Source organism: Sphingopyxis sp. (assembly GCF_036261875.1).
Classification (GTDB): Bacteria; Pseudomonadota; Alphaproteobacteria; order Sphingomonadales; family Sphingomonadaceae; genus Sphingopyxis.
The window spans coordinates 23,639-43,414 of the sequence record NZ_DATAJZ010000037.1; the positions used below are offsets into that span (position 1 = coordinate 23,639).

Consider the following 19,776-nt stretch of genomic DNA (forward strand, 5'->3'; position numbering starts at 1 on the left):
CTCTCCCGTATTTGCCTTGCCATGGAAATCCCGCGACGCCGCTTGCGAAGCGCCGCGGGACATAGCCGTCAGAATTTGACCGCGAAGTCGACCCCGAATTCGCGCGGCGGCTGATAGAATTGCGAGATCGGGGTCGCGCCGGCGTTGGTCGCGCCCGAAATCACTTTCTGGTCGGTGAGGTTCGAGCCGTAGACGGTGACCTTCCAGCGGTCGTCCTCGCCCGCGACCGCGATGCTCGCGTTGAGCAGCACGACCTCGTCGCGGTAATAGCCGGGATTGTTGCTGCGGCCCCAGGTGTTGAAGCGCGAAGAATAGCGCGCGTCGCTATGCAGTTTCACCTCGCCAAACGACACGGGGATCGCATAGTCGACCGACAGGCTCCCGCTCCACTTCGGCGCATTGGCGAGGTCGAGGCCGGTCGAATCGGTCGGGACCGAGAAGGTGCCGTTGGGCACGCCGTTGATCAGGATCGGCTCGGCGGGCCCGCACTGGCCGACCTCGGGCGCGCCGTTGGTGAAGACCCCGTTCGTGTCCGCACAGAAGTCGGTGTAGCGCGCGTGGAGATAGGCGAGGTTCGCGCCGATGGTGAAGCCATCGGCCGGACGAAGCAGCGTCTCTACCTCGAAGCCATAGATTTTCGCCGCGGCGATATTGGTGGTGATATTCTCGGCGCGGACAGCGCCCATCTTGGTCACCGACCCCTGAAGATTGCGGTAGTTGTTGACGAAGCCCGCGACGTTCAGGCGCAGCAGCCGGTCGAACAGATCGGTCTTGGCGCCGACCTCGAACGCATTGACGCGCTCGGGATCATAGGGGCCGACATTCTCGGCGATGGTGCCGCGCGAGTTGAAGCCACCGGCCTTGTAGCCCTGCGAATAATTGGCATAGATCATCGCGCTCGGTGACATGCGATATTCGACGGTCAGACGGGGAGTGAACTCGGCCCATGACGCCTTGAGATCGGCGGCGAAGGACGAGATTTGCGCGCCGCTGAGCAGGGAATCCATCACCGCCTGGGTATAGGCGTCCCCGGTCAGATTGCCGACCGGCGTGGTGTTCGTGCGCACCTGCGTCGCGATGCTGTATTTCTTGCGATCGTGGCTGTAGCGGCCGCCGAGCGACAGCGTGAGCCCATCGACCGGATGCGCGTTGACCAGCGCGAACGCCGCATAGCTTTCGGTGTCCTGATGGAGCTGTGCGAGCGTGGTCAGCGTGGGGCTTGCGAACACGGTGTTGAACTGGCGCCACTTGTCGGCCTGGTAATAGAGGCCGACGACGAAATCGACCGGCTCGCCGGCGGGCGAGACGTAGCGCAGTTCGCCGCTCTTCGATTCGCCTGAGAAGTCGCGGATCACATCGAGATTCGGCGCGGGGGTGATCAGCCCGTCGAAGTCGCCGCGGGTGACATAGGACAAGTGGCGATAACCGAGCACCGAAGTGATCGTGCCATAGCCGACGTCGAGATTCGAGGTCCACGAACCGCCATAGGTTTCGGTATTGGCATAGGGGTCGAACAGGATCGCCGACTTGCGGACGTCTTCGCGGGCGGCCTTGGGCAGCAGGTCCCAGTTCGCGTCGCCATTGTCGAGAACGTGCGGCGCCGGGCCGGTCGTCTTCTGCTTCAGCCAGTCGGCGACGATCGTCGAGTTGAAAGCACCACCCTGATCATAGTTGAGCGCGCCGCGCACAGACTTTACATTGGCGCCGTTCAACCGGTTGCCGGTGATCACGTTGCGGGAATAGCCGTTATAGTCGCGGAAATTGACCGAGACCTTTGCTGCAAGCGCACCGTCGGCGAAACGGCCCGAATTCAGCTTGCCGCGGAACTGCTTGAGACCGAACGAACCGAGCGTCACGCGCACCTCGCCGCCGAAATCCTCGGCCGGGCGCGCGGTGATGACGTTCAGCGTGCCGGCGAGATTATTCTTACCGAACAGCACGCCCTGCGGCCCCTTCAGCACCTCGACGCGTTCGATGTCGAACAGGTCGAGCATCGTGCTCGACACGAAGGGGATATAGACGCCGTCGATGATCGTGCTGACCTTGGGATCGGCGTTGGGATCGGGGTCGGAAGTGCTCATGCCGCGGATCGAGATCATCGGGACGTTGGCGACCAGACCCTGCGTCTGAAGAACGACGTTGGGCGCGATGCCGTTGAGGCTGGTGATGTTGGTGCTGCCGCTCGATTCGACCATTTCGGCGTTGAAGGCGGAAATAGCGATCGGGACGTTCTGGATGCTCTCCGACCGACGCTGCGCGGTGACGACGATGTCGCCGGCATAGCTGTCGGCGGTGGGCGCCGCGACGCTGCTGTCGTCACCCGATGCGGCGGAGTCTGCGGACTGGGCTTGGGCCGGAGTTGCTGCCAACGCGATGGCGGCGGTTGAAAGCAATAGAAATACGGTCTTCATCTTGTCCTCCCAAACTGACGCGCGCCTGGCGCTCCGCGCGCGCAGGCTCTGCGGAAATGCGCTCTGCGCACCGGCTCTTCTGTTCGAGGGAACGGTCGATCCTTTGACGGAGGCCGCGCTGATCTGGCTGCGGGGAGACGTTTTCCGTCTTCGTCATAGCCATCGCGTGGACGGATAAATCCCCGTTCCCAGCGCCTCTCTAGCAGGGCGATAAAAATACTTCAAGTGCTAAGCATTTTTATCGCCCTGCTCGCTGGTGCCGAACTGCGGGTTCCCGGACTGTCCCGCCAGAAGATGAGGGCGGCGGCGGGGCCGGCGAGTATCGGCAAAGCGATCGCGAGCATCATGGCGACAATCGAGGACGAGTCTCATCAGCCGACCACGAAGGCGCGCCTGGCCGGGTCTGATGGCGGCTGAACTATAACGCCGGTGCCGCAGGTCGGCAGAAGCGGCGGGGAAACAGGCCGGGTCTATTTCGACTGCGCTTTCAGATAGAGGATCAGCGCCTTGCGATCCGCGGCGTCGGCGATACCGGCAAACGCCATGCGGGTGCCGGGAAGTGCCTTCATCGGCGCGGTCAGGAAATGATCGAGCGCGGCGTCGTCCCAGACGCCGCCTTTGGCCTTCATCGCCCCCGAATAGGAAAAGCCCTCATGGCTGGCGACCGCGCGGCCGACGACGCCGTGAAGGTTCGGGCCGATGCCGTTCGATCCGCCCTTGTCGATCGTGTGGCACGCCATGCAGCGCTTGAAGATCTGCTCGCCCATCGCCGCAGTCGGTTCGATCGCGGGCGCGGGTTCGGGGGCAGAGGCCGCAGAATTATCCGCGGGTGCGTCGGCCGGTGGCTCGGCCTTGCCGCAGCCGGCAAGCATCAACGCGCCCGCCAGCAGGACGGGCGCGCAGCGCATTATTTCTTGGCTTCGGCCGGAGCCGGGGCCGCGGCAGCGCCTTCGGCGGCGGGAGCGGCAGCGCCCTTGTCGGCGCCTTCGGCGGCCGGGGCCGCAGCCTTGTCGCCTTCGGCCGGCGCGGCGGCCGCATCGCCCGCGGGCGCCGCTTCGGGCTTCGGCAGCGGCAGGTTCGAACCCTGCGCGTTTAAATAGACGATCAGGTTCGCGCGATCTTCGGGGCTCGACAGGCCCGCGAACGACATTTTGGTGCCGGCCGCGAACTTGCGCGGGCTGGTCAGCCAATGATCCATCTTGTCGAAGTCCCAGTTGCCACCAACATTCTTGAGCGCGTCGGAGAAGGCGAAACCGCCCTTGCCCTGGCCGATTGCTTCGCCGAGCGTGCCATAGAGGTTGGGGCCGATGCCGTTGGCGCCGCCCTGGTTGATCGTGTGGCACGCGGCGCACTTCGCGAACACTGCCTCGCCCTTCGCGGCGTCGGCTGCGGCGAGCAGGTTGGGAAGCGGAACGGCCGCGGCGCCGCCACCGGCGCCGCCCTCGGCATCTTCGATCGGAAAGCCGGGCTTTTCGGGATTATGGCTGGCGAACAACATGCCCGAGCCGATGGTCAGGCCCAGCGCGCAGATGCCGGCGAACAGCACCCAGCCGGCAATAGTGTTGTTGCGATTGTCCATGCTTGCAGCCCCGTTCGCTAACGCCCGCCCATGGGCGCGTCTATGATTTGGACGCTCCCTTACTGGGGCGGCGAGCGCGGCGCAAGGGGATGAAATGCGATGCCGCGCCGGTTGCGTGCGAAGGGCGCTGCCGCTATGCGCCGCGCTTCTGGCGCGGGAAGGCGGTCATGGGCAGTTATTCGGCTTCGGCACAAGCATTGGTGGACGAAATGCGGGCGGCGGCGCTCGCCGAGCCGGGGCGCGGGCTCGCCTTTCAGGGCGCGCCCGGCGCGAACAGCGACTTGGCTGCGCGCGAATATGACGCGGATTCGCTGCCGCTGCCCTGCTATTCGTTCGAGGATGCGATCGAGGCGGTGCGCGATGGGAAAGTCGAGCGCGCGATCATCCCGATCGAGAACAGCCTGCACGGCCGCGTTGCCGACATCCATTTCCTGCTGCCCGAATCCGGTCTGTTCATCGTCGGCGAGCATTTCCTGCCGATCCGCTATGGGCTGATGAGCCGCGACCTCGGCCCCGTCACGCGCGCAATGAGCCACGAGCAGGCGCTCGGCCAGTGCCGCCAATGGCTGCGCGCGAACAATATCTCGCCGGTCGCGCACAGCGACACCGCGGGCGCCGCCGCCTGGGTCGCCGACAGCGACGAGGTCGGCCTCGCCGCGCTCGCGCCGCCGCACGCGGCGGAGCTTTACGGGCTGACGCTGCACGGCACCGGGATGGAAGACGCCGACCATAATATGACGCGCTTCGTCGTCCTCGCGCGCGAGCCGCTCGCGGAGCCGCCGGCCGGCGTGCCGCTGATGACGACCTTCGTCTTCGAGGTGAAGAATATTCCCGCCGCGCTTTACAAGGCGCTCGGCGGCTTCGCGACCAACGGCGTCAACATGACCAAGCTGGAAAGCTATCAGGTTGGCGGCAGCTTCGCGGCGACCAAATTCTACGCCGACATCGTCGGCGCGCCGGGCGACGAGCGCGTCGACCGCGCGCTCGAGGAGCTCGATTTCCAGACCAAATCACTGTCGCTGCTCGGCACCTATCCACAAGCGCGGCTGCGGCCTTAGAGCGCCGGCGTCACCCCGAATTCCGTTCGTGTCGAGCGCAGTCGAGACACCCATCGAAGTAGTGCAACGCCGATGGGTGTCTCGACTGCGCTCGACACGAACGGGACGGTGGGTTGGATCAGAGGCGCGCCCGCGCTCACCCCCCGTGGCGGCGGAGCATATGCGCCATGGCAAAGCTCTGGACGACGAAGATCGTCACGAGGATGCTCGCGATGACCAGCGCGAACAGGTCGAAGGGCGAGAAATTGGTGCCACCGATATCGCCGGGACCGACGAGCGCCATGGTGACGGTCATCGCCATCAGCATCAGCCGCAGCTCGGTCGGCCCTCCTGCCATGTAGGAAAGGCGGAACTCGCCGACGACCTTCGCGGCGAGGAAAGTGTGGATCGACAGCAGGAAATAGCCGATCACCGCCATCAGCGCGACGTCAAGCCGCATATAGGGGCTGGCGCCGATCGCCCCGACCATCAGCAGCGTCCCGACCGCGTCGATGCTGTGGTCGACGAAATAGCCGTAGCGCGGTCGCTCGATCCGTCGCCAGCGCGCGAGGCTGCCGTCGAGCGAGTCGCCGAACCAGTTGACGATATAGCCGACGAGGCAGAGCCCCAGCCATTCGTCGTCGATCCAGCTCAGCATATAACCCGCGGCGACGATGACGGCGCCGAGGAAGCCGAGCGTCGTGAGCTGATCGGGGGTAACCCACGCGGGAAGGCGGGGGCAAATCCAGTTGAGCAGGCGGCGTTCGTGGCGCGCGAGAAAATTCTGCTGAATGCGGGTCGGCGCGCCGGCCGCCGGGGGGATCGTCATGAAAACCTTTCGTCGCCGCTGTCGCAAAAGTGCCGGCGGAATGTCATGGCGCCGTCATAGACCAAAGGTGCGGAGCCGAAAAGGCCGCGTGCCGCCGATGCCGCGCCTCGGCGACGGCTCGCCGCCAAAGTGGCGCGTTTGGGCGATTGGCAGGCCCGGCGCGACCCGATAGTCTGCGCCGCGAGCGAAGAGAGACTCTGGGGGGAGGAGCATGGCGGACGTTTCGATGGCTGAGATCGCTCGCCGCGGAGTCGGCGGGCTTTTCGATGCGCGGGGCCGCGACGGCCGGATGCAATATTGGCTTTTCCTGCTGCTCGTCTTCGGACCGCTTGTCGTCCTGCAGATCATCCTCCAATTCGTTCTGACCATTCCGCCGCTTGATCTGGTTATGACGGCCCGGCCGGGCGCTCCGGCAGCGGGCGCCCCGTTTCTGGAGCATCAGCTTCGCGCGATGGTGACCATGGCCTATGTGAACCTTGGGCTTCAACTGCTCGGCGCGCTGCTGTTGATAACCGCCACGGCGCGGCGGCTGCACGATCGCGGCCGCGCGGGCTGGTGGGCGCTGGCGTTGCCGGGTGCGGTCTTCGCCACCGGCCTGGGACAAGCGCGGCGCATGGCGGCGATGGCGGAACGGATGCCGCAGGTCTTTGCGGAGATGGAAAAGAAAGCTCGGCCCGATTTCGCCGATGCGTTGTCCTTTCCAGCCAGGATGCAGGCATCGGCCGGGGTCGATTGGCCCTCGATCGTCGGCGGGCTGATCCTGCTCTGGCTCGTCGTCGAGCTAGCACGCGCGGGAACTGCGGGGCCGAACCGCTACGGGCCGCCACCCGTCCGATAATTATTCCTGCCAGGGGCCGATTTCGCCGACCTCGCCGATCATGCGGAAGCGCACGTCGTCATCGACCCACGCGACCTCCCACATCGGCGCCGGCCGCGCCCACTCGCCGATCACGAACAGCGGCAGTTTGTTCGCGGCGACGAAGGCGAGGTCGTCGGCCGTGGGGCCGGGGACGACGGTTTCGGATTTCTGGTGCAGCCGTACGACGGCGAGCGTGCCGCCGGGCGGCGCGGGCAGCGACTGGCGCGCGGGAAAGCCGAGGCTCGCGGCGACGACGGGATAGCCCTTGCCGTCGCGGCCGAGCAGCAACAGCTTGTCGGCGGTGGCATAGGGACCGCCGACCGGCCGCCCCGCGACCTTGCGCCCCGCGACCGCGGCATATTCGCGGATGTCGTCGTCGGCGATCGCGGGCGGTGCGGTCGCAGTCTCGGTCGCGGGAGCGGGAGGCGACGGCACGGCGGGATCGGCGACGAGTGCCGCCGCGAACAGCAGCAGCGCGATCAATGCGCCTCGCCCCAGCTCTTGCCGATGCCGATCTCGACATCGAGCGGCACCGACAAGGTCAGCGCCGGTTCGGCGGCGCCCGACATCACGCGGCGGATGACCTCGCCCGCGGCTTCGGCCTTGTCTTCGGGCGCCTCGAAGACAAGTTCGTCGTGGACCTGGAGCAGCATCTTCACGTCGCCAAGGCCCGCGTCGTCCAGCGCTTTCGGCATCCGCGCCATCGCGCGCTTGATCAGGTCGGCGCTGGTGCCCTGGATTGGCGCGTTGATCGCGGCGCGCTCGCTGCCCGCGCGTTCGTTCTGGCTCGCCGCCTTGATGCGCGGGAACCAGGTTTTCCGCCCGAACAAAGTCTCGGTATACCCACGCGCGCGCGCGGTTTCGAGCGTGTCGGTGATATAGTCGCTGATGCCCGGAAAACGCTCGAAATAGCGGCTGATCAGCGCCTGCGCCTCGTCCGGCGTGATTTCCAGCCGTCCCGCGAGCCCCCAGCGCGAAATGCCGTAGAGGATCGCGAAATTGATCGTCTTGGCCTTGGCGCGCGTGTCGCGGTTGACCTCTCCGAACAGCTCGATCGCGGTCGTGGCGTGAATGTCCTGCCCCTGCGCGAACGCCTGCTTGAGTTCGGGTACGTCGGCCATATGCGCCGCGAGCCGCAGTTCGATCTGGCTATAGTCGGCGGCCAGCAGCACATGGCCGGGCGCGGCGATGAAGGCGTCGCGGATCTGGCGCCCGGTCTCGGTGCGGATCGGGATGTTCTGCAAATTGGGATCGGTCGACGACAGCCGCCCGGTCTGCGCGCCGACGAGGCTGTAGCTCGTGTGGACGCGGCCGGTCTTCGCGTTGATCTGCCCTTGCAGCGCATCGGTGTAGGTCGACTTGAGCTTCGCGAGCTGGCGCCACTCCAATATCTTGCGCGCGATCGGCACGCCGTCGCGTTCGAGGCGTTCGAGCTCGTTCTGGTCGGTCGACCAGTCGCCCGACTTGCCCTTGCGCCCGCCTTTCAGCCCCAGCTTGTCGAAGAGGATTTCGCCGAGCTGCTTGGGACTACCGATCGCGAAGGGCTGGCCCGCGAGTTCGTGAATCTCGCCCTCCATGCGCAGCATATCGTTCGCGAACTCGCCCGACAGCCGCGCGAGATAGTCGCGGTTCACCATGATCCCCGCGCGTTCCATCCGTTCGACGACGGCGGCGAGCGGGCGGTCGACCATCTCGTAGATGCGCGTGCCGCCTTCGATCGGCAGGCGGAGCCTCAGCAGTTTCCAGAGGCGCCACGCGACCTCGGCGTCCTCCGCCGCATAATGGGTCGCGCGATCGAGCGGAACCTCGGCGAAGCTGATCTGCGACTTGCCGGTCCCGCACATCTCCTTGAAGGTCAGGCAGACATGATCGAGGTGGAGCTTCGCCAGCTCGTCGAGCCCATGCTGATGCTTGCCCGCGTCGAGCGCGAAGCTCATCACCAGCGTGTCGTCATAGGGCGCGATCGTCAGCCCATGCTGCGCGAGAACGCCGATGTCATATTTGAGATTGTGCCCGACCTTGAGCACTGCCTCGTCGGCGAACAGCGCGTGCAGGCGGTCGAGCGCGGCGCCGATCGGAATCTGCTCGGGCTTTTCGGCGAACATGTCGGTGCCGCCATGGCCGAGCGGAATGTAGCAGGCCTTGCCGGGGCCGGTCGACAGGCTGATGCCAACGAGGTCGCCGGTGACGCTGTCGAGGCTCGCGGTCTCGGTATCGACCGCGACGACATGCGCGGCGCGCGCGGCCTCGACCCAGCGGTCGAGCGCTTCGATCGTCGTCACCGTCTCATACAGCGTGCGGTCGATCGCGGGCCAGGCGGGGAGGGTCGGCGTCGAAGGCGCGGCGGGCGTCGCGGCCGGCGCGGCGCCCGCGCGCGGCAGCGTCGGCGGGCCGCTCGGCGCGACGCCGTTGTCGAGCTTCGCCGAGAGCGAGCGGAAGCCATGCTCGTCGAGGAACAGCTTGAGCGGCCCCGGCGGGATCGCCCCGAGCTTCAAATCGTCGAGCGCGTCGGGCAGCGGCACATCGCGCTTGAGGTCGACCAGGACGCGCGACAATTCGGCCATCGCGCGATGCTCGATCAGATTGTCGCGCAGCTTGCTGGCCTTCATCGTCTCCACGCTGTCGAGCGCGGCGGTCAGATTGCCATATTCCTGGATCAGCTTGGTCGCGGTCTTGGGCCCGACCCCGCGCACGCCGGGGACGTTGTCGACGCTGTCGCCCATCAGCGCGAGCACGTCGCCGACGAGGTCGGGGGCGACCCCGAATTTCTCGTTCACCGCCTCCAGCCCCAGCCGGACATTCTTCATCGTGTCGAGCATGTCGACATGCGGCGAGCCGTCCGCGGGCTCGCGGATGAGCTGCATCAGGTCCTTGTCGGACGAGACGATGGTGACGTCCCAGCCCTCGCGCACCGCAGCCTCGGCATAGGAGGCGATCAGATCGTCGGCTTCGAATCCCGCCATCTCGATGCACGGCAGCGAAAAGGCGCGCGTCGCGTCGCGGATCAGCGGGAACTGCGGGCGCAAATCCTCGGGCGGCTCGGGCCGGTTCGCCTTATACTGGTCGTAGATGTCGTTGCGGAACGAGTGGCTGCTATGGTCGAGGATGACGGCAAGATGCGTCGGCCCGTCGGCGTCGTGCAGGTCTTTCGCGAGCTTCCAGAGCATCGTCGTATAGCCATAGACCGCGCCGACTGGCACTCCGTTCGGGTTCGTCAGCGGCGGCAGGCGGTGATAGGCGCGGAAGATGTAGCTGGAGCCATCGACCAGATAGAGATGATTCTTCTCGGACATGGCGCGGGGTGTAGCAGGGGGATGCGGGGCGGCCTAGCTATGTCCGTGCGAGACGTTGCAGCGGCGGATGGCTGTTATGGGGAGGCAAGCGGACATCCTTTTCCTTCGTCATCCCGGATCAAGTCCGGGATGACGAGGTAAGTTAGGTCGGCTATCGGACGAAACACGCCGGTCGGTGCGGCGGGCTTATCCCTCGTAGTCGATCGACAATTTCGCCGCCGCTGCCGCCGCAATCGCGCGCGCCTCGTCGGTCGTGCCGCCTTCGGCGCGGGCGAGCGCGATTCCCATGCGCCGGTACGGGCGGGTGACCGGCTTGCCGAAGATGCGGACGTCGACATGAGTGTTCGCATTCGGCGGAACCAGCGCCTCGGCGAGGCCGGTGATGGTGAAGTCCGCTGCATCGCGGTCGGCGAGCAGCACCGCGTTGGCGCTGGCGTGCGGCACGGTGACGGCGGGGATCGACAGGCCCAGGATCGCGCGGGCGTGGAGGTCGAATTCGGACAGCGCTTGCGACACCAAAGTCACCATCCCCGTATCGTGCGGGCGCGGCGAAAGTTCGGAGAAGATCACCGCGTCGCCCTTCACGAAGAACTCGACCCCGAAGATGCCGTGGCCGCCGAGCGCGTCGACGACCTTTGCTGCCATCTCCTGCGCGGCGGCGAGCGCGGCGGCGGACATCGCCGCGGGCTGCCAGCTTTCGCGGTAGTCGCCGCGATCCTGCCGGTGACCGATCGGCGGGCAGAAGCTGACGCCGTCCTTGTGCCGTATCGTGAGCAAGGTGATCTCGTAATCGAAATCGACGAAGGCCTCGGCGATCACGCGCAGCCGGTCGCCGCGCATTCCGGCGGCGGCATAGTCCCAGGCGGCGTCGATGTCGGCTGCACTCCGCACCGTGCTCTGGCCCTTGCCCGACGACGACATGACGGGTTTGACGACGAGCGGAAATCCGACGCGCGCCGCGGCGGCGGCGAGTTCGTCGCGGCTCGTCGCATATTCGAAAGTCGAGGTCGCGAGGCCGAGCTCGCTCGCGGCGAGGTCGCGGATCGCGTCGCGGTTCATGGTAAGCTGCGCCGCGCGCGCCGAAGGGACGATGTGAAAGCCCTCGGCCTCGAGGTCGACCAGCACCTCGGTACGGATCGCCTCGATCTCGGGCACGACGTGATCGGGGCGATGCTTCTCGATCGCGGCGCGCAGCGCGTCGCCGTCGAGCATCGGGAAGACCTCGCGCTCGTCGGCGACCTGCATCGCCGGCGCGCCGTCATAGCTGTCGCAGGCGACGACGTGGCAGCCGAGCCGCTTTGCCGAAATGGTGAACTCGCGGCCAAGCTCGCCCGAGCCGAGCAGGAGGATTTTTGCGGTGGGAGTCATCGGCGGCTTGGTCTCCGGCATGGTTTCGCCCGCTCTGGCTTTGTTTGCGGGGCGGAGCAAGTCCTCAGCTTTCTGGCGAACCCAGATGGACGAAGCTCATCTTGTTGCCCTCGGGATCGCGGACATAGGCGCCGTAGAAGTCGGGGCCGTAGAGCGGACGCGATCCGGGCTCGCCCTCGTTCGTTCCGCCGCTCGTGAGCGCGGCGGCGTGGGCAGCATCGACCGCGGCCGCGCTTTCGCACCGGAAGCCGGGCATGATCCCGTTCCCGGGCTGCGCGGGGCGCCCGTCATGCGGCTTTCCGATCCAAACCCGGCCGCCATCGCGCAGCGCATAGCAACAGGCCTGATCGCCGAAATCGACCTCGAGCGATGCGCCGAGATGCGGCATCACCGCGTCGTAGAAGCATCGCGACCGAGCCATGTCGTTCGTGCCGATGGTGATATAATCGATCGACATAAGTTGCTCCGTTCAGGCGCCGTGAGGCCAGCTGTCGGTATCGTGATCGGGGTGCTGATGATTGCTCGCGGCGATCTTCGCGGCGGCGTCGGGCATGGTTTCCTCGGTCGTGCCTTCCTGCGGCAGCGTGGGCAGCGTGTCGATCCACGGCAGGCGCGCCTCGATCCCGAACTGCATCTTCGGCGGAAAGCGCGCGGGGTCGTCGAGCGAGCCTGTGGTGACGCTCAGATGCCGGCTTTCGGTATAGTCGTAATAGAGCGGCGTTCCGCAGTCGCGGCAGAAGCCGCGCTCGACCTGATCCGAGCTTTTGAAGGTCGCGGGTGCGCCGCGCGTCCAGGTCAGCGCATCCTTGGGCACGCCGACCAGCGCCGCGAAATAATGTCCCGCCGCCTTCTGGCACATGCGGCAATGGCAGATATGCGACGTGTCGAGCATCGCCGACGCGCGATAGCGCACCGCGCCGCACTGGCAGCCGCCCGAGGCCTGGGTTTCGATCCGGTTCATGATCCGACTCACCTGTCGATTTCGGTGGAGCGGCAGGATAGGACGGCATGTGTTCGGCCGTCGAGAGGTTCGGCGATCAGGGAGACGGATGATGGCCGAGGACAAGGGACCGGCGGACATAGCCGCACGCTTCGCGGATGCGTGGAACCGGCACGATATGGCGGCCTTCGCCGCGCTGTTCCATCCCGACGCCAGCTTCGTGAATCGCTTCGGCACCTATTGGCGCGGTGTCGGGCAGATTGTCGCGGGTCACGTTCCCATCCACGAGACGATCTACAGCGATTCGACGCTGACCAACGAGGTCGCCGACGTCGATGTGATCTCCGCCGATGCCGCGATCCTGCATATCTGGTCGCGGCTGGACGCAGGGGCGGCGCATCCCGCGGGGCCGCACCGGGTCGACACGATGATCCTCGCGGTGGTGACCCGACGTGAAGGCGAATGGCGCATTCAGGCGCTGGAGAATGTGACCCTGGTCAACCCGCGAACGGGCGAGCCGATTTTGCGGGACTGAACTTTCCGATCCTTCGTCAACCAGCAACGAATGGTCCCGGGCGCGGAAGAGGGAAAGTTTGGCGTACCGTTTGCGGAGGCGGCATCGCCGGCAAGCCGATCGCAGCCGTATAGGCGAGATTGGCGACGGCAAGGTCCTGCACGACATGACCGAGTGACTTGTAGATGGTCGTCTCTTCCGCATTCTGGCGGCCACCCACTCGTCCTGTCAGAACCTCGCCGATCTCGCCCGAGATATGGTCTTCTCCGAGCAAGCCGCGCTCGATGGCGTCTCTGAGTTCGCCAGCCTGACTAAGGGCATGGCTGCGGCTATCCACGAAATAGCGTGATCTGGCGATCGTCGCGCCGTCAACCTCGCGCGCCTCTGCGACGCTGGACCCGACGAGATTGATATGCTGTCCCGGCCGAAAATCCTCTCCCGACAGGATCGGAGCCCGCGCAGACGTAAGCGTGCAGACGACGTCGGCATCGCGCACCGTATCGGCCGGCGTGTCGCATAGGATGACGTCCATATCCTTGCCGTGATGCTCGGCGAACCACTCGGCGCGCTCGCGGGTTCGGTTCCAGATGAAGACGCGGCGCAGCGGAAGAATCGACTTCATGGCGGCCAAGTGCGGTTGGGCCAGATCTCCGCATCCTATGATCGCCAGGGTTTCGGAATCGGGGCGAGCGAGCGCGCGGGTGGCGATCGCCGTCGCGGCAGCCGTGCGTAAAGACGTCAGCGCCGCCGCATCGAGGGCGCAGAGCGGCCGACCGTCGTTCATGTCGAACAGCAGCATCACGCCCTGATGCGAGGGCAAGTCGCCGCGGCTCGCAGCATCGAACAGGCTCAGCACCTTGATCCCGAATTGGCCGACGCTCGGAAGCGCTCCCGGCATGAAGCCCATTTTGGCCGTCCGATCCAGCGCCATCGTCCAGCGCTGCGGCGCAATATATTCGTCCTGGCTCAGATCGCGCATCGCCTGTTCGATTGCCGGCATCGCGGCCTCGATGGTGACCAGGCCGCCAAGCTCTTCCGCCCCGATGAGGAACATCGTCGATCTGAGTTGTGGTCTGTCTTCGTCCCGAATCATGCTGATGTTTCTCCACGCTTCCCCTCTCTTAGGCGTGAGAGTGTTGTTGACACAATTGTCGTTTTGGACGATCTGTCTAAATAATGAAATGAGACGGAGTCGGAGTCTGCCAGCAGGCGACCCGAAATCAGGGAGCAGAGTTATGCGGAAATCAGCAGCCATGTCGCAGATTGCCCGGGGCCTAAGCCGCCTGGCGATTCTCTTGCCGGTAATCGCGGCCGGGCCTGCGTTCGCGCAGAGCTCGACGGCTTCTGCTGAGGCCGAAGCCGGGAACGGTTCGAGCTATGGCGATATCGTCGTTACCGCCGGCAAGCGCGCCGAGCGCCTGTCGGAAGTCGGCGGCGCCATCTCGGCGCTCAGCGGCGACACGCTTCGCGAACTCAACGCCAACAGCATTCAGGATTATCTCGGCTTCACCCCCGGTGTATCGCTGACGTCCTATGGCCGTCCGGGGCAGACCGAAATCTCGATCCGCGGCATCGCGTCGCAGAGCGTCGGCCCCGCCGCCGCGGTCTATATCGACGAAGTGCCGTTCGGTCAGTCGAGCAACGAGGCGCAGGGCGCCGCCTATGCACCCGATATCGACCCTGCCGATCTCGAGCGGGTGGAGGTTCTGAAGGGGCCGCAGGGCACGCTCTATGGCGCGTCTTCGCTCGGGGGACTGCTCAAATTCGTGACGCGCGCGCCGAGCCTGACCGATACGTCGGTCGAGGCCGGCATGGAAATGTCGAAGGTCGAGAAGGGCGGCTATGGGGCGAAAGTGCGTGCGGCGGGCACCACGCCGATCATCCGCGATGTCGTCGGCCTGCGACTGAGCGGATTCTATCGTCTCGATCCGGGATTTGTCGACAATGTGACCCTCGGCCGCCGCGACGTGAATCGCGGCCGCGCGTGGCAGACGCGCGCCGCCTTGCTGATCAAGCCGACGGACGCGCTTGAAATCAAGCTGGGCGCACTCCTTCAAAACACGCGCGGCGACAGCATGAACGAGGTGGATTTCAATCTCGCGCCGGACATGCCGCCGCCGTTCGCGCCCCATTTCGGCGACCTGACCAATTCACGCTACATCGAGCAGCCGTCGCATGTGAACAATCGGGTCTATTCCGCCGAACTCCATTATGATTTCGGATGGGGCAATCTCGTGTCGGCGACGGGCCTGACGCGGCAACGGATTTCCCGCGTCCTCGATGTCACGCGCAGCTATGGCCTGCGCTATACCTATCTCGGTGTGGTGCCGGGGGGCGGCCGCACGATCGGGCTTGCGGCAGATTACAACGTCAACAAGTTCACTCAGGAAGTGCGCCTTCAGTCCGCGCAGAACAAGCGGTTCGAATGGGCCGTCGGCGGCTTCTATCAGCGCGAAACCTCGAACACGCTTTCGATCGCGACGGCGCGCGAGGCCGACGGAACGCGGCTTGCGTCGCCCAACGGCCAGCCGGCCTATTCGGCGGGGCAGAATGAGCTCAAGGAATATGCCGGCTTCGTCAACGCGACCTTGTATATCACTCCGACGCTCGATGTCAGCGGCGGCTATCGCCACAGCCGCATCGAGCAGAGCAACGACAAGCAGACCACCGGGATCGTCTTCAATCGCGCCGAACCCGATTTGCTCGTCTCGCGGACCGATCCGGCCGAGAACAGCGTCGATACCTATTCGGCGGCGATCCGGTGGCGGCCGTCCACTGCGTTGCTGCTTTATGCCCGCGCCGCGAGCGGCTATCGCCCTGGCGGCAGCCGCACCCTGCCGCCCGCCGGCGTTGCCGCGGGGCTCGACCCGACCTACACCTCGGACAGCGTGTGGAGTTACGAGATCGGGGCCAAGGCGAAGGCGTTCGACGGCCGCGTCACCTTTGATGTCGATCTTTATCAGCTCGACTGGACGGACATCCAGAACCTGGCGCTCGTCGAGGATTTCTTCGTCCAGAGCAATGCAGGCAAGGCGCGGGTGAGGGGGATCGAAACCGAACTGCAGGCACAGCCGGTCGAGGCGCTGACGCTCGCCGCCTCCTTTGCCTATACCGACGCGATCTTCACCGAGGGCAATGACGGCCTTGGCATTCTGCCGGGGGATAGGCTGTCGGGCGTCGCGCGCTACACGGCGTCGCTTCGCGGCGAGTTTCGCCAGCCGATCGGCGGCGAATGGGATGCTTTCATCAGCGCCGATGCACGCTATCGTAGCAGCATGATCGATGCCGCCGGACTTCAGCTCCCCGACAATACGCTCGTCGGCCTTCGGATCGGCGCCGAGACGCCGGATCTGCGCCTGAACCTGTTTGTCCAGAATCTGACCGATTCGCGAGCCTTGCTTGGGAATACGATCGGTCTGCCGCGGCCCGGCGTGTCCTATTCGATCGCGGTCGCGCAGCCGCGCACCATTGGTATCAGCCTGACGAAGCGGTGGTAGGACACGTGGCATGAAGCGGTTCGCTTCGCTCCTTTTGCTCGCCGGCCTGGCCGTTCCTGGCCTGGCCGGCGCGCAATCCGCGCAGGATGTCGATGCGAGCGCTCCGGACGAATTTACCTGGCTCGAGAGAACAGACGATCCGGCCGCACGCGCCTGGGCGGCGAACCAGACGGCCAAGGCGATGGCGCGGCTCAAGGCCTCGCCCGAATTCGCGAAGATCCAGGGCGACATTCGCGATACGCTCGCGAAGAGCTGGCCGCAGCCAGCCTATTATCCGCTGGGCCGCAAGCTGCTTCGCTTCGCGCGGGACCGCGATCATCCGCTGGGTATCCTCTCGGTCGCCCCGATCGATGGCCGCGGCGAATGGCGCCAACTCCTCGATGTCGCGGCGTATAATCAGGCGCATGGCACCGATTTCCAGATCATGTTCCTCGATCCGGCGGAACAGTGCCGGGCCCCTCTCTATGACCGCTGCCTCATCCCCTTTGCTGAAGGGGGTTCCTCGCTCCTGCAATATCGCGAATTCGATATCGAGAGCGGCACCTTCGTTGCGGGCGGGTTCGAGACACCGCCGATCCGGGCCGGGGTGGCCTGGCTCGATGCGGACACGCTGGTCGTGGGGCACGCGCTCGGCGATGTCCCGGCGCTGAAGAGCGGTTTCCCCGGCGCCATTTACCGGTGGCGGCGCGGAACGCCGCTGAAGGAAAGCAGCCTGCTGTTCCAGGCGCATCCCGGCGATGCGCTGATCAGCACGACCCCCGTTCCCGGATCTTCGCCGCTCGTCATCTCGCTGGCGCGCGATTACCAGACCTTCGAGCCCAATATTCTCGATGCCTCGGGCAAGGTCGTGCCGCTCGCCTTGCCGAGCAGTCTTCAGAAATTCGGGGCGCCGGTCGCTTTCGGCCGCTATCTGATCTTCCAGCTTGCCAAGGCCGCGACGCTGGAGGGCGTGGCCTATGCCGCCGACAGCCTGATCGCATATGATCCGGCGGCGGCGGAGGGCGCCCGCGTCTCGCTGGTCGCGGCGCCCGGCAATGGCTCTTACATCAATGACGCGTACGGCGGTCTGGCGGCGACGCGCGACGGGGTTGCCTATGTCGAGAGCGTCGACCTGCAGAAGACGGTCAGGCTGGCGCACCGGAACGCGGCCGGAAAGTGGGTCAGCAAGCCGTTGTTTCGCGCGGACCCGGGGGTGGCGGTGACCATTCGGGCGACGGGCGCGGAAGATGGCGTGCTGGTCCGCATGGCCGGATTTCTGAAACCGGCGGAAATCCGTTTTCTTTCAGCGCGCGGCAAGTCGACGATGATCGATGTTGCCGCGCCGGTGATCGATGCGAACGCCTATGTCAGCGAGATCAGGACCGCCCGTTCGAAAGACGGCACGATCGTCGACTATTATCTGGTGCGACCAAAGGCGGCGACGGGCCGGCCGGTGCCGACGATCATCACGGCCTATGGCGGCTATGGGGTCAATCTTGATCCGGATTATTTTTCGAGCGGACTGGGACCGGCGCTGGTGCCCTGGCTCGAACGGGGCGGTGCCTATGCGCTTGCGGCGGTTCGCGGCGGCGGCGAGCGCGGATCGGGCTGGGCGGACGCCGCCCGGGGAACGCGCCGTCAGCGATCCTATGACGATTTCGCGGCGGTTGCCGAGGATCTCGTCCGAAGCGGCTTTACCGCGCCGCGCCGTATCGGGGCCTTCGGCCGATCCTTTGGCGGCCTGCTCGCGGCCAATGTCGCGGTCCAGTGCCCCGACCTCTTCGGGGCGGCGCTCGTCGGGGTGCCGATCGTCGATCTTTTTCGCCTCGGACGCAGCGGCAGCGACATTTCGGCCGGGCAGAAGGTCGAGGTCGGCGACTGGGATGATCCTGCGCAGGCCGCTATCATGCGAGGCTATTCGCCGTATCAGAATATCCGGCCGGGGGTCGACTATCCCCATATCCTGACGGTCGTATCCGAAAAGGACGGACAGGTCGGGCCCGGGCATGGACGAAAATTCACCGCGAAGCTTCAGAGCGTCGGCGCGGATGCGCTGCTGCTGGAAGGGCCCACGGGGGGGCATGGCTATCCGGACCAGTTTGCGGATCCCGAAGAATTCGCCGCACAGATGGTCTTTTTTGTCGATGCGCTGATGAAAGACGATGTACGGCCGCAATAAGTCGATGACGCCACTCGAGGCCGTGAATAGGAGCAAGCTGATGTCGATCGATCGCCGAGCGCTGCTGCGCGGTGGGGGCGGAATGGGCTTGTCGGCCGCGCTCGGCCTTGGCCCCGCGTCGGCATTGGCCGCTTCGGCGTCCGCTGCAAACTCCGCTTCGCTGCCCGATCGCCGGAATTTTGCGCCGAAGGGCATCGATCTCAATGCGGCCTACACGCATGTGATGGGGCGGTTCGCCGTCGCCGCCGCTCAGGATTATCTTGGCATCAGGGCTACCGATCCCACGCGCAACTGGCCGGCGCGCAATCCGCGCGACGAAGCGGTGGCGCATTATGCCGCCCTGATCGGCGCTGATCCGACCGAAATAGCCGTCGTCCCCAGCACCCTTGAAGGCGAGAATCTGATCGGTGATGCGCTGGGGCTCGGCCCCGGCGCCGGTGTCGTGACCGACGCATTGCATTACGATGCGGCGCTTGCGTGGTATGGCGAGCGCGCCAGGCGCGCTATGCCGCTCACGGTCGTCGCGCCGCGCGACGGGGCGTTCGATTATGCGGATTTCGACCGCGCCATAACCCCGGAAACGCGGCTGGTTGCGGTGTCGCATGTCACCAGCTTCACCGGTTATCGCCACGACCTCAAGACGCTGTGCGAAATTGCCCATGCGAAGGGCGCGCTTGTCTATGCCGATGTCATCCAGTCGGCAGGCGCGATTCCGCTCGATGTCCGCGAAAGCGGCGTCGATTTCTGCTGTGCCGGCACATATAAATGGCTGATGGGCGATTTCGGCCTGGCCTTTCTCTATGTGAAGGCCTCGGTTCTCCCCCGCTTGCGGCGGGTCCAGTTCGGCTGGCGGGGCCTCGTCGATTATCGGTCGCATGTCCTGCCGGGCGATCCGCCCGGGCCGCCGATCGGGAACTGGGCGCTGGACGAAACCACGGCCGGGATTTTCGAGGTGAGCACCCCCAACTGGCAAGGGCTCGCCATTGCTTCGGCGGCGCTTTCCTACATCCGGTCGCGCGGAGTCGAGGCAATCGAGCGCCACCGGCTCCCGCTGATCGCGCATTTGCGCAAACGGCTGGCGGACGCGGGTCATGTGCCGCTCGCTCCAGCCAGCGCCCAGGGGCCTGCGCTCGTCCTGGCGAAACCCGGGATGCGCGCGCGCTACGGCGCAGAGCTTGGCGCGGCGAATATCCAGACCACGCTATATCGCGATCGTATCCGGATATCCCCCTCGGTGCACAACGATATGGACGACGTCGACCGCATCGCCGATATTCTCGTTCGGCCCTGA

General features: G+C 65.7%; 16 protein-coding genes. 6 read left to right on the top strand and 10 right to left on the bottom strand.

From position 1 onward, the window contains the following. Positions 1 to 68: 68 nt before the first annotated feature. The 3 genes from VHO04_RS16390 to VHO04_RS16400 form a co-directional block, all read right to left on the bottom strand. On the bottom strand, positions 69 to 2,411 hold the full coding sequence (locus VHO04_RS16390; protein ID WP_329629307.1) for a TonB-dependent receptor: 2,343 nt from the start codon (positions 2,409 to 2,411) through the stop codon (positions 69 to 71). Between the two features lie 470 nt (positions 2,412 to 2,881). Next, positions 2,882 to 3,319: a cytochrome c family protein gene (locus tag VHO04_RS16395; RefSeq protein WP_329629308.1), complete on the bottom strand. Its 438-nt coding sequence runs from the start codon at positions 3,317 to 3,319 to the stop codon at positions 2,882 to 2,884. Then, positions 3,319 to 3,990 carry a cytochrome c family protein gene (locus tag VHO04_RS16400; RefSeq protein WP_329629309.1) on the bottom strand — a complete coding sequence of 224 codons (672 nt, stop codon included), beginning with the start codon at positions 3,988 to 3,990 and terminating at the stop codon, positions 3,319 to 3,321. Before VHO04_RS16400 ends, VHO04_RS16395 begins: the two co-directional genes overlap by 1 nt. 167 nt (positions 3,991 to 4,157) lie before the next feature. On the opposite strand from VHO04_RS16400, the gene VHO04_RS16405 reads away from it, so the two are divergent. After that, on the top strand, positions 4,158 to 5,048 hold the full coding sequence (locus VHO04_RS16405) for a prephenate dehydratase (protein ID WP_329629329.1): 891 nt from the start codon (positions 4,158 to 4,160) through the stop codon (positions 5,046 to 5,048). Positions 5,049 to 5,184: 136 nt separating this feature from the next. Here VHO04_RS16405 and VHO04_RS16410 read toward each other — a convergent pair whose 3' ends face one another. Further along, positions 5,185 to 5,856 (bottom strand): CDP-alcohol phosphatidyltransferase family protein, encoded by a 672-nt coding sequence (locus tag VHO04_RS16410; protein ID WP_329629310.1) that lies wholly within the window; start codon positions 5,854 to 5,856, stop codon positions 5,185 to 5,187. Positions 5,857 to 6,082: 226 nt separating this feature from the next. Here VHO04_RS16410 and VHO04_RS16415 point away from each other — a divergent pair, with 226 nt between their 5' ends. Continuing rightward, complete coding sequence (locus tag VHO04_RS16415) at positions 6,083 to 6,694, top strand: DUF805 domain-containing protein (protein ID WP_329629311.1); 612 nt, start codon at positions 6,083 to 6,085, stop codon at positions 6,692 to 6,694. On the opposite strand, the gene VHO04_RS16420 is transcribed toward VHO04_RS16415, so the two are convergent. From VHO04_RS16420 to VHO04_RS16440, 5 genes are all read right to left on the bottom strand, one after another. Beyond that, positions 6,695 to 7,198, bottom strand: coding sequence for a hypothetical protein (locus VHO04_RS16420; RefSeq protein ID WP_329629312.1), 504 nt, complete (start codon positions 7,196 to 7,198; stop codon positions 6,695 to 6,697). Then, positions 7,195 to 10,008, bottom strand: a complete 2,814-nt coding sequence (gene polA, locus VHO04_RS16425; protein WP_329629313.1) for a DNA polymerase I — start codon at positions 10,006 to 10,008, stop codon at positions 7,195 to 7,197. The genes VHO04_RS16420 and polA overlap by 4 nt, the downstream gene beginning before the upstream one ends. Before the next feature lie 186 nt (positions 10,009 to 10,194). Further along, positions 10,195 to 11,376, bottom strand: coding sequence for a formate-dependent phosphoribosylglycinamide formyltransferase (gene purT / locus VHO04_RS16430; protein WP_329629330.1), 1,182 nt, complete (start codon positions 11,374 to 11,376; stop codon positions 10,195 to 10,197). Between the two features lie 64 nt (positions 11,377 to 11,440). Next, on the bottom strand, positions 11,441 to 11,833 hold the full coding sequence (locus VHO04_RS16435; RefSeq protein ID WP_329629314.1) for a VOC family protein: 393 nt from the start codon (positions 11,831 to 11,833) through the stop codon (positions 11,441 to 11,443). Between the two features lie 12 nt (positions 11,834 to 11,845). Beyond that, complete coding sequence (locus tag VHO04_RS16440) at positions 11,846 to 12,337, bottom strand: GFA family protein (RefSeq protein ID WP_329629315.1); 492 nt, start codon at positions 12,335 to 12,337, stop codon at positions 11,846 to 11,848. 91 nt (positions 12,338 to 12,428) lie between these two features. Between VHO04_RS16440 and VHO04_RS16445 the strand changes: the two genes are divergently transcribed. Then, positions 12,429 to 12,851 (top strand): SgcJ/EcaC family oxidoreductase, encoded by a 423-nt coding sequence (locus VHO04_RS16445; RefSeq protein ID WP_329629316.1) that lies wholly within the window; start codon positions 12,429 to 12,431, stop codon positions 12,849 to 12,851. 16 nt (positions 12,852 to 12,867) lie between these two features. On the opposite strand, the gene VHO04_RS16450 is transcribed toward VHO04_RS16445, so the two are convergent. After that, positions 12,868 to 13,923, bottom strand: coding sequence for an ornithine cyclodeaminase family protein (locus tag VHO04_RS16450; protein WP_329629317.1), 1,056 nt, complete (start codon positions 13,921 to 13,923; stop codon positions 12,868 to 12,870). Between the two features lie 160 nt (positions 13,924 to 14,083). Between VHO04_RS16450 and VHO04_RS16455 the strand changes: the two genes are divergently transcribed. The 3 genes from VHO04_RS16455 to VHO04_RS16465 are packed head-to-tail and all read left to right on the top strand — an operon-like array spanning position 14,084 to position 19,776. Continuing rightward, a complete protein-coding gene (locus VHO04_RS16455) occupies positions 14,084 to 16,327 on the top strand; it encodes a TonB-dependent receptor (RefSeq protein ID WP_329629318.1) in 2,244 nt (747 codons plus the stop codon). A 10-nt stretch (positions 16,328 to 16,337) separates the two neighbouring features. Further along, positions 16,338 to 18,485 (top strand): prolyl oligopeptidase family serine peptidase, encoded by a 2,148-nt coding sequence (locus VHO04_RS16460; protein WP_329629319.1) that lies wholly within the window; start codon positions 16,338 to 16,340, stop codon positions 18,483 to 18,485. A gap of 40 nt (positions 18,486 to 18,525) precedes the next feature. Beyond that, positions 18,526 to 19,776: an aminotransferase class V-fold PLP-dependent enzyme gene (locus VHO04_RS16465; protein ID WP_329629320.1), complete on the top strand. Its 1,251-nt coding sequence runs from the start codon at positions 18,526 to 18,528 to the stop codon at positions 19,774 to 19,776.

Bases quoted from the DNA above. Each gene is read 5' to 3' on its own strand.
- VHO04_RS16390 (WP_329629307.1), bottom strand. From the start codon at position 2,411: ATGAAGACCGTATTTCTATTGCTTTCAACCGCCGCCATCGCGTTGGCA.
- VHO04_RS16395 (WP_329629308.1), bottom strand. From the start codon at position 3,319: ATGCGCTGCGCGCCCGTCCTGCTGGCGGGCGCGTTGATGCTTGCCGGC.
- VHO04_RS16400 (WP_329629309.1), bottom strand. From the start codon at position 3,990: ATGGACAATCGCAACAACACTATTGCCGGCTGGGTGCTGTTCGCCGGC.
- VHO04_RS16405 (WP_329629329.1), top strand. From the start codon at position 4,158: ATGGGCAGTTATTCGGCTTCGGCACAAGCATTGGTGGACGAAATGCGG.
- VHO04_RS16410 (WP_329629310.1), bottom strand. From the start codon at position 5,856: ATGACGATCCCCCCGGCGGCCGGCGCGCCGACCCGCATTCAGCAGAAT.
- VHO04_RS16415 (WP_329629311.1), top strand. From the start codon at position 6,083: ATGGCTGAGATCGCTCGCCGCGGAGTCGGCGGGCTTTTCGATGCGCGG.
- polA (WP_329629313.1), bottom strand. From the start codon at position 10,008: ATGTCCGAGAAGAATCATCTCTATCTGGTCGATGGCTCCAGCTACATC.
- purT (WP_329629330.1), bottom strand. From the start codon at position 11,376: ATGACTCCCACCGCAAAAATCCTCCTGCTCGGCTCGGGCGAGCTTGGC.
- VHO04_RS16435 (WP_329629314.1), bottom strand. From the start codon at position 11,833: ATGTCGATCGATTATATCACCATCGGCACGAACGACATGGCTCGGTCG.
- VHO04_RS16440 (WP_329629315.1), bottom strand. From the start codon at position 12,337: ATGAACCGGATCGAAACCCAGGCCTCGGGCGGCTGCCAGTGCGGCGCG.
- VHO04_RS16445 (WP_329629316.1), top strand. From the start codon at position 12,429: ATGGCCGAGGACAAGGGACCGGCGGACATAGCCGCACGCTTCGCGGAT.
- VHO04_RS16450 (WP_329629317.1), bottom strand. From the start codon at position 13,923: ATGATTCGGGACGAAGACAGACCACAACTCAGATCGACGATGTTCCTC.
- VHO04_RS16455 (WP_329629318.1), top strand. From the start codon at position 14,084: ATGTCGCAGATTGCCCGGGGCCTAAGCCGCCTGGCGATTCTCTTGCCG.
- VHO04_RS16460 (WP_329629319.1), top strand. From the start codon at position 16,338: ATGAAGCGGTTCGCTTCGCTCCTTTTGCTCGCCGGCCTGGCCGTTCCT.
- VHO04_RS16465 (WP_329629320.1), top strand. From the start codon at position 18,526: ATGTCGATCGATCGCCGAGCGCTGCTGCGCGGTGGGGGCGGAATGGGC.